8 protein-coding genes are annotated in these 9,238 nt (G+C 60.3%); 4 read left to right on the top strand and 4 right to left on the bottom strand.

Annotated elements, in window-relative coordinates:
• Positions 1-331: 331 nt before the first annotated feature.
• Positions 332-946, bottom strand: coding sequence for a protein-methionine-sulfoxide reductase heme-binding subunit MsrQ (msrQ, locus tag ACOQFT_RS01445; protein WP_421596291.1), 615 nt, complete (start codon positions 944-946; stop codon positions 332-334).
• Between the two features lie 4 nt (positions 947-950).
• Entirely contained in the window at positions 951-1,853 is a 903-nt protein-coding gene (gene msrP, locus ACOQFT_RS01440; RefSeq protein WP_421596290.1) for a protein-methionine-sulfoxide reductase catalytic subunit MsrP, read from the bottom strand.
• Positions 1,854-2,098: 245 nt separating this feature from the next.
• Here msrP and ACOQFT_RS01435 point away from each other — a divergent pair, with 245 nt between their 5' ends.
• The 3 genes from ACOQFT_RS01435 to ACOQFT_RS01425 all read left to right on the top strand — a co-directional run bounded on the left by ACOQFT_RS01435 (position 2,099) and on the right by ACOQFT_RS01425 (position 5,013).
• Positions 2,099-3,061 carry a hypothetical protein gene (locus ACOQFT_RS01435; protein WP_421596289.1) on the top strand — a complete coding sequence of 321 codons (963 nt, stop codon included), beginning with the start codon at positions 2,099-2,101 and terminating at the stop codon, positions 3,059-3,061.
• A 155-nt stretch (positions 3,062-3,216) separates the two neighbouring features.
• On the top strand, positions 3,217-4,032 hold the full coding sequence (locus ACOQFT_RS01430) for a cyclase family protein (RefSeq protein ID WP_421596288.1): 816 nt from the start codon (positions 3,217-3,219) through the stop codon (positions 4,030-4,032).
• A gap of 57 nt (positions 4,033-4,089) precedes the next feature.
• A complete protein-coding gene (locus tag ACOQFT_RS01425) occupies positions 4,090-5,013 on the top strand; it encodes an alpha/beta hydrolase (RefSeq protein WP_421596287.1) in 924 nt (307 codons plus the stop codon).
• A 46-nt stretch (positions 5,014-5,059) separates the two neighbouring features.
• Here ACOQFT_RS01425 and clpB read toward each other — a convergent pair whose 3' ends face one another.
• Together clpB and ACOQFT_RS01415 are read right to left on the bottom strand one after the other, a co-directional pair.
• Complete coding sequence (gene clpB, locus ACOQFT_RS01420) at positions 5,060-7,678, bottom strand: ATP-dependent chaperone ClpB (RefSeq protein ID WP_421596286.1); 2,619 nt, start codon at positions 7,676-7,678, stop codon at positions 5,060-5,062.
• 126 nt (positions 7,679-7,804) lie between these two features.
• On the bottom strand, positions 7,805-8,125 hold the full coding sequence (locus ACOQFT_RS01415; RefSeq protein ID WP_421596285.1) for a hypothetical protein: 321 nt from the start codon (positions 8,123-8,125) through the stop codon (positions 7,805-7,807).
• Between the two features lie 152 nt (positions 8,126-8,277).
• Between ACOQFT_RS01415 and pyrF the strand changes: the two genes are divergently transcribed.
• The gene (gene pyrF / locus ACOQFT_RS01410) at positions 8,278-8,994 is read left to right on the top strand and encodes an orotidine-5'-phosphate decarboxylase (protein WP_421596284.1); all 717 of its coding nucleotides are present in this window, start codon (positions 8,278-8,280) and stop codon (positions 8,992-8,994) included.
• Positions 8,995-9,238: the final 244 nt, after the last annotated feature.

Here is a 9,238-nt window from a genome sequence, read left to right as displayed (position 1 = left end):
TGCGCCAATCCCTCAGCGCGCCCGCCTACTCAATCCCTCAAGATGCCCACCGTCTCTCCGATGCGTCTCAACCGTCTCTCCGGCCCGTCTCCATCGTCTCTCCGATGCGTCAGCGCCACCTCAGCAGCGCCGGTGAAGGGGGTTCTAAGTATAACCAGCACTAGCCGCAAGTGGAAAATTCAAGAAACTTGCAAAAACTCGCAATATTCAATTTTTCATAATAAATACAATAATTTACATTCAGAGGAGGCAAGCTGAACCCGCGCTCCAACCCACGCCTCGCCACGAATTCCGGCTTTTGCACAGAGTTACCCACAGACTCGGCGGCGAGTCAGGCGGAATCGGCCTCGCGCGGCCGAGTCAGCAGGCCTGCAAACGGAAGACGCAGCAGCAACAGGCCGACAATCAGGGACAAGTAGACCAGTGGCTCGATCTGAAATCCCTTGGCCAGCATGACATAGTGCACCCCTCCCAACACTGCCGCCGGGAAGACCAGCCGCTGCAGGCTGCGCCATCGGGGGCCCAGCTTGCGCACAGACAGATTGTTGGATGTCACCGCCAGCGGCAGCATCAGGACAAACGCAGCCATGCCAACCGTTATGTAAGGGCGCTTGACGATATCCGCCCAGATCTGTTTGGGCACCTGCACGTCCAGAACCAGCCAAACCAGCAGGTGCAGAGCGACATAGGTAAAGGTCAGCACGCCAAGCGCGCGGCGGAATTTCAGCAGGTTCAGCCCAAGCAATCGCCGCAGCGGAGATATTGCCAGCACGGCAATCAACAACTGCAGCGCCAACTTTCCGTACCGGTGTTCCAACGCCTCGATCGGCTCAACGCCCAAGCCACCGGTCAGCGCCTGATAGAACAGCCACGGGGCCGGAAGCACCCCCAACAGATACACCGGCCAGACGGGGATGCGGCGCAATATCTGGTTCACCTGCTGCATAGGCTTAATAGTATTCCGACAGATCCATACCTTCGTACAGACCTGCGACCTCTTTCCCATACCCATTATACATCAGGGTCGGGATCCGCTTGGCAAAAAGGCCACCACCAATCCGACGTTCCGAGGCCTGAGACCAGCGCGGGTGATCCACGTTCGGGTTCACATTACTATAGAAGCCGTACTCGCGCGGGTTGGACATGTTCCAGCTGGTCGGCGGCTCAACATCCGTCAGAGTGATCCGCACGATCGACTTGATCGACTTGAAGCCGTATTTCCACGGCACCACCAGACGCAGCGGCGCGCCATTCTGGTTCGGGATCGGGCGACCATAGATACCGGTGGCCATGATGGTCAGCGGATGCATCGCCTCATCCAGACGCAGGCCTTCGCGATAGGGCCAGTCCAGAATCGGATATTGCACGCCCGGCATCTCATCGGGGATCAGGGCGGTTTCAAAGGCCACGTATTTGGCGCCGTCCTGCACACTTGCCATGTTCAGCAGATCGGCCAGCTCGAACCCGTTCCACGGGATCACCATCGACCAGGCCTCGACACAGCGGAAGCGATAGATGCGCTCCTCAACCGTCATCTCGGACAGGATGGCTTTGAAATCATAGTCACCCGGATTGTCGACCAGACCGTCGATCTTGACGCTCCATGGTTCGGTGGTCAGGGCACCGGCATATTTGGCCGGATCCTCCTTGCGGGTCCCGAACTCATAAAAGTTGTTGTACGAGGTGATCTCTTCCCAGGTGTTTGGCTCCAGTGCCTCCTGCGCAGCAGCCCCCCGCGCCATCCCGGCCAGCCCGACACCTGCCAGCCCGGCCATGACCTGGCGCCGGTTCAGAAACGCCGCCTGCGGGGTGACGTCGGCCTGTGTCAGTGTATTGGTCCAGCGATGCGCCATATATGTCTCCAGTCGTCAAGGTTGCTCGGATATGAGGTAATCCGCTGATAGCACAGAGCCAAGGAAACAGGCGTCACGATTGAGAGACGAGATTGTAACGTATCAGCCACCGCAGCCCGTCGCGGCGATTCCAAAATGACACATTGCCGCCCTGCATTTGACCATTCTTTCTGAAAAGAACTGGCGCAGCCCGTGCGGCTTGGGTACGTCGACATATAAACGAATACCGATCAGAGATCATTGCAGTGCTGTTTGCCAGAGCCTTCCCTTTGTCCTTGTCCATTTGCTGGCGTCTGGCCGTTGTCTTGCCGGTCATGCTGATCGGTTTGACCCTCTATAACCTGGTTGGAGCACTGGTCGGTTTTTTGCTGGGCCTTATTTTCCCGCCATTTGCGTTCATTGTGACCTTTTTGATTATGGCCTCTTCCAGCGTCGTTCCGACCCTGCTCGGGACAAGGATGGGGTTGCAGGTCAAAGGCGTTAAGCCCAGCACAGGCATCAAGGGGCTGTTCACGCCGGCGGTGATCTATGGTGCCGTCGAGGGCGTGAGCGTGACGCTTATCATTGGCGTGATTGTTGCGGCATCACTTTTCGTGATTTCACCGGACATTCTGCAACAGAGCGAAGTCGCCGAGCTGGCGCTTGAATATGTCGACCCGACCTGGGTCCTTCCGGGGCTGCTGGGGCTGCTTGCGGTCTTTCTGTCGGTATGCTCGATCCGGGCCAGCCTGCTTGTGCCGATCACATCCGCCTCGATCGGGCGGGACCCGGACGGTATGCACTATACGCCCTTCCGGCATTTTCGGGCGTCGTTCGGCCCGCTGTTTGCACTGACCATCTTCAGCTACGTCGGGATGTTCGTCCTGCACGCGCTTCTGATCGTGCTGATGATCGCCATGGATTATTTCGGGTCCTTGCAGGCTGAGCTGCAGGAGCTTGAAGACATGACCAAGGGCATGGCCTCGATCCGACCCCTCTGGTCGCTGCTTGGCCTGTTTGTACTCTACATGCTGATCGGGACATGGGCTTTCAGCCTGCAATGCGCCGGTGGGGTACTGGGGTATCTGCGTTTGCGCGACACGGCTCCGAAGCTGGCCGAGGTGATCGAGGCCAATCAAAAGCCCAAAAATGATCCCGAAGACACGCCCCGGATGAGCGCGGAAGACCTGCGCGCCCTGCGCAAAAGCCGCCAGACAGGCCATTACTGAACCCGTCCTGCGCACGCATGTACCGGCGGGGCTGGGGCCATCCCGGGCTTTACAACGCATGCGACAAAAACGCAGGCTGACTCCCAGGTACTGAAGACGAAAAGCGGATGGCCTGCCCATCCCAACAGTTGAAGAACCTCAGAGGGAGAAGACGAATGTGTGACATTTGCGTAATGAACGCCGTCAAGGACCGGATGCTGTCGCGGCGGGGCTTCTTTAAAGCCGCTGCTGCCACCGGCGTGGCGGCCGCCGCAACCGGAGCCGCCGCGCCCCCGGCGCTGGCCGCAGGTCACGGCGGGGTCGAGGACATGACCCACGCGATCAGCCCCGATTTCCCGACCTATTTCGGAGAGCCGGGATACGCCTCCGAACAGGTTTTCAACTTCGCAGATCATGGCTTCAACGTGCAACGGATGACGGTGAACGAACACACGGGCACGCATATTGATGCGCCTTTGCATTTCTCGGCAGACGGGGCCTCGGTGGATGAAATCCCAGTCTCGGATCTGGTTGCGCCGCTCTGCGTCGTGGACATTGCGGCCCGCGCAGCCGAGGACGCAGACACGCTGCTGACACCAGATGACCTGAGGGCGTGGATGGCAGCCAATGGCGATTTTCCGGACGGCGCGTGCGTTGCGCTCTATTCCGGCTGGGGCGCCAAGGCCGACAGCGATGCCTATCGCGGATTCGACGGAGAAGCACAGCATTACCCCGGTTTCCACGTCGAGGCCGCGCAGATGCTGATGGAGGAAACCGGCGCGCGGTCGATCGCATCGGACACGCTGTCTCTGGACCACGGCCCCTCAACGGATTTCGCGACGCATTATGCGTGGTTGCCATCCGGCCGCTTCGGGATCGAAAACATGGCCGGTCTGGACCGGGTGCCTGCCGCCGGTGCCACCCTGATCATCGGCGCGCCCAAACATGTCGGCGGCACGGGCGGTCCGGCGCGGATATTTGCACTGATTTAAGGCCGCTTCAGACCCGCCTTTGCAGGTGGGTCTTTTGCCCCCTCTCAAGCTTCCACTATGACCAAAGACCATCCCTCCCCCACCTTTACCCTGATCAGTCCCGAAGCCGAGGCCTTTGCCGCCGATGCCCCGAGCCGCGATCTGAGCCAGCCTCTGGACGACATTCGAGCCATGTTGCGCCGGGACAGCGAACAGGGGTGCACGTTGGTGATTGAAGAAACCGGCGTCACCTTGTCCGAACGGACCATCGCAGGCGTGCAATGCATGGTCATCACGCCAGTCGAGCCGCGCGCGGGACGCAAGCTTGTCTATCTGTTCGGCGGCGGCTTCACCTTGGGCAGCCCGTTCGAGGACCTGCCGATTTCCGCCTCGCTCGCCGCGAAAACCGGGGCTGTGGTGATTGCACCCCACTACCCGCTGGCCCCGGAACACCCTTACCCGGCCGCGCTTGATGCCTGTACTGCGGTGATCTCGTCCATTCTGGCCGACACACCGGGCGCTTGTTTGTGCGGAGAGTCTGCTGGCGGCAATCTGGCGCTGGCGGCGCTTCACCGGCTGCGCGCAACTTATAGACCGCAACCAAAGGCGCTGGCCCTGCTGTCGCCGTTTGTCGATCAGTTTAACCCCGGAGACAGCGGCCTGTCGGATCGGGACCCGTTCCTCAACCAATCCGAGGTCGCGTTTTTCCGGTCTTGTTATGTGCCCGCGGATACCGACCCGACGCACCCTGACATCTCACCGATCTACGGTCCGTTCGACGCCGATTTTCCGCCCATCTTCCTGACCAGCGGAACCCGCGATCACCTGCTGAGCGGTTGCGTGCGTCTGGATCACCTCCTGCGCAAGGCGGGTGCGGACTGCACCCTGCGCATCTGGGAGGGCATGTGGCATGTCTTCGAATTCTACCCGGACATTCCCGAGGCAGATGCATCCCTGACGGAAATCGCAGAATTTCTGAACCGGCATTTTGCCGGGGCATAAAAAAGACCCGCCCAGACGGCGGGTCTTTTTCGTTTTCAGATGTACGTTAGTGCACCACGGCATCATCCGGGCGGGGCCGTTCCGACATCCCCAGCCGATCACCGATGATTAACCCCTCGGCCCCGGCGGTGACAGGAACGGTTTCGCCATCCTTTATCTCACCGGCCAGCAGCGCCTCGGCCAGCGGGTTCTGCAAAGCGCGCTGGATCACGCGTTTCAGCGGGCGAGCCCCAAAGACCGGGTCATAGCCTTCGTTGGCCAGCCATTCCTTGGCGCCATCGTCCAACACCAGCTCGATCTTGCGGGCGGCCAGACGTTTTTGCAGACGCGCCATCTGGATATCAACGATGCCATCCATATCGGCCCGCTTGAGCCGGTCGAAGATGATGGTCTCGTCCAGACGGTTCAGAAACTCTGGCCGGAAATGCGCCCGGACCGCATCCATAACATCCCGCCGCGCCTGCGCGCTGTCGGCCCCTTCGGGCAACTGGCTGAGCGCCTGAGACCCGAGGTTCGACGTCAGGATGATCAGCGTCTGCTTGAAGTCCACGGTGCGGCCCTGACCATCGGTCAGCACGCCGTCATCCAGAACCTGCAACAGCACGTTGAACACATCCGGGTGCGCCTTTTCGACCTCATCAAACAGCACGACCTGATAGGGCCTGCGCCGCACGGCTTCGGTCAGCACACCACCTTCGTCATAGCCGACATAACCCGGAGGGGCACCGATCAGACGGGCGACCGCGTGTTTCTCCATAAACTCGGACATGTCGATACGCACCATCGCGTTGTCGTCGTCGAACAGGAATTCGGCCACAGCTTTGGTCAATTCGGTCTTACCCACGCCGGTCGGGCCGAGGAACAGGAACGAGCCCAGCGGGCGGCCTTCGTCATTCAGACCGGCACGGGCCCGGCGCACAGCATTGGCGACGGCGGTCACAGCCGCATCCTGACCGATCACGCGGGAATGCAGATCGTCTTCCATCCGCAGCAGTTTCTCGCGCTCACCTTCCAGCATCTTTGAGGTCGGGATACCGGTCCAGCGTTCGACCACCGAAGCGATCTGTTCCGGACGCACCGTTTCCTCGGCCATCATGGCGTTGCTTTCGGCGTTCTCGGCTTCGGTCAGCTTTTTCTCAAGCTCGGGGATGACGCCATAGGAGAGTTCCCCAGCCTTGGCCAGATTGCCCTCGCGCTTGGCGATTTCCAGATCAGCGCGCGCTTTGTCGAGCTGTTCTTTCAGATCCCGTGCACCGGCCAGCTTGTCACGTTCGGCCTGCCATTGGGCGGTCATTTCTGCGGATTTCTCCTGCAGATCGGCCAGATCCTTTTGCAAGGTTTCCAGACGGTCCTTGGAGGCCGCATCATCTTCCAGCTTCAACGCCTCTTCCTCGATCTGCATCTGCAGAATCTGACGATCGAGTTGGTCCAGTTCTTCGGGCTTGGAATCCACCTCCATCCGCAGGCGCGACGCCGCCTCATCGACAAGGTCGATGGCTTTGTCGGGCAGGAAGCGGTCGGTGATATAGCGGTGCGACAGCGTTGCCGCCGACACCAGCGCCGAGTCCGAAATCCGCACACCGTGGTGCAACTCGTACTTTTCCTTGATGCCGCGCAGGATGCTGATCGTGTCCTCGACGGTCGGCTCGGTGACCATCACAGGCTGAAACCGGCGCGCAAGGGCTGCGTCTTTTTCGACGTATTTGCGATACTCATCCAGTGTAGTCGCACCGATACAATGCAGCTCACCCCGCGCAAGCGCAGGCTTGATCAGGTTGGCGGCATCCATTGCGCCGTCGGATTTACCCGCACCAACCAGCGTGTGCATCTCGTCGATGAACAGGATGATTTCACCAGCGGCCTCGGTGACCTCGGTCAGAACCGCCTTGAGGCGTTCTTCGAACTCACCGCGGTATTTCGCACCCGCGATCAGCGCACCCATGTCGAGCGCCAGCAGCTTTTTGTCTTTCAACGATTCAGGTACGTCACCATTGACGATGCGCAGGGCCATGCCCTCGGCAATCGCGGTTTTACCAACGCCGGGTTCACCGATCAGAACCGGGTTGTTCTTGGTGCGGCGCGACAGAACCTGCATCGAGCGGCGGATTTCCTCATCCCGCCCGATGATCGGGTCGATCTTGCCTTCGGCTGCAGCCTCGGTCAGGTCGCGCGCGTATTTCTTCAGCGCGTCATAGCCCTCTTCGGCGCTGGCCGTGTCAGCGGTGCGGCCCTTGCGGATGTCGTTGATCGCCTCGTTCAGTTTCTGGGCGGATACGGCGCCGGCTTCCAACGCCTCTTTGGCTTTGGATTTCACCATGCATAGCGCCATCAAAACGCGCTCAACAGGTACAAAGCTGTCGCCCGCCTTGGTGGCAATCTTCTGCGCCTCGTCCAGAACCTTGGCGGTCTGGCCGTCCATGTAGATCTGGCTGGCGTCACCGCTGACCTTCGGGATTTTCCCCATCGCGGCATCCAGTGCCTCAACCACGCGACTGGGCGCGCCGCCCGCGCGTGTGATCAGGTTGCTGGCCAGCCCCTGATCGTCATCCATCAATGCTTTCAATATATGTGTGGGCTCCAGCCTCTGGTGCCCCTCGCGCAGCGCAATGGTCTGCGCCGCTTGCACGAATCCCCGTGCCCGCTCAGTGAACTTGTTTAAGTCCATAGTGATCTCCTTCTCTAAGCGCCCAGGATGTCTACGCCCGCTTGGCGGCACGTGCTGGTCTGGGCCTCACATTCAATCTGGGAAATATCTTCGTCTGTTCAAGAGGCTATACCATAGAATCCGAGCTTATCGTCGAGGTACCGAATAGACCGTGTAACCCCCGGTATTCGCCACTTGCCGCGCCCCATACATCTCGACCAAGGACTGTGCTGCTTCACTGCCGGTCGGGCAGGATACAAGGTCCGCCGCATCATCCAGGAAATCTATGGTAAAGGCGGTTTCACCGGTCAGCTGGCAATCGTCATCTGTGGACCGGTAGCCGCGTACAAGACGCAGATTATCATTGGTCGGCGATACCACGAACGTGTCCGCTGCCTCGGTCTCAAGCGGCATGTCCTGACAGGCCGTCAAAACCAGAACGAGCCCCACTCCAATCCGTGCTTTCATATTCCCCCCCATCTGAAATACGCATCTGAATGACCGGTACCATAGCACAATCCGGTTAATGCGGCTTGATTCCCGTCTCCCTTCAGTCCCGCATGGACAGACGCGCCCGAACCCGTTAGGACGCAGACGTTTGCCAAAAAGGAGCTTGCCCCATGACCGTTCCCGCGTCCGATGACCGCCTGATTGTTGCCCTTGATGTCCCGAACGCCCTGCAGGGGCTGGCCATGGCCGAGCGGCTGGGCGATGCGGTATCCTTTTACAAGATCGGGCTGGGGATGCTGACCGGAGGCGGGCTGGCCCTGGCCAATGAGCTGAAGCAGGACCACGGCAAGCGCATCTTTCTGGACATGAAGCTGTTCGATATCGGCAACACGGTGGAAAACGCCGTGCGGGGGTTGGCCCAGTTCGATCTGGATTTTCTGACCGTGCATGGCGACCCGCATGTGGTGCGCGCCGCGAAAGAGGGCGCGGCGGGCAAGGACCTCAAAATCCTTGCGGTGACCATCCTGACCTCGCTGAACCGCGACGATCTGGATGCCAGCCTGCTGAAACAGGGCGACGTGCAGGATCTGGTGGTCGAACGTGCCGCCCGCGCGCTTGAGGCCGGGGCCGATGGCGTCATCGCCAGCCCGCAAGAAGCCGCCCTGATCCGCGCCCTGCCGCAGGCCGAGGGCCGCCTGATCGTCACCCCCGGCGTCCGCCCCGCAGGGGCTGCTTTGGGCGATCAGAAACGCGTTGCAACCCCGGCCAGCGCCATTGGCGACGGTGCAGATCACATCGTTGTCGGACGCCCGATCTATCAGGCAGAGGACCCGAAAGCGGCGGCGCAGGCGGTTCTTGACGAGTTAAATTCCTTGACACCGCACTGAGGCACCCCGCCAGATCGGCGGATTCTCGCGCCCAAAAGCGCCGCCAACCGGTTGACCTCGCGTCACTTTCCCGTTGATCCGCGCCAAATCGTCCCTGTGCCTAAAAACACACATGAAAAACTCGAGATTTCCTTCTGTGACCTGGGTCCTATCGAAATCAGTGGTTTTGCGCGATTCTGGGGCTGTGATACTCCCCGCGGACCATCTCTTCCTGAGGTCCGTCACCTCCCCCCGCCACTTTGCG

Source organism: Ruegeria sp. MALMAid1280 (assembly GCF_049195285.1).
In the GTDB taxonomy this organism is placed as follows: Bacteria; Pseudomonadota; Alphaproteobacteria; order Rhodobacterales; family Rhodobacteraceae; genus Ruegeria.
Note: the sequence above shows the minus strand (reverse complement) of the source record. Positions and strands in the feature narration are given on the sequence as shown.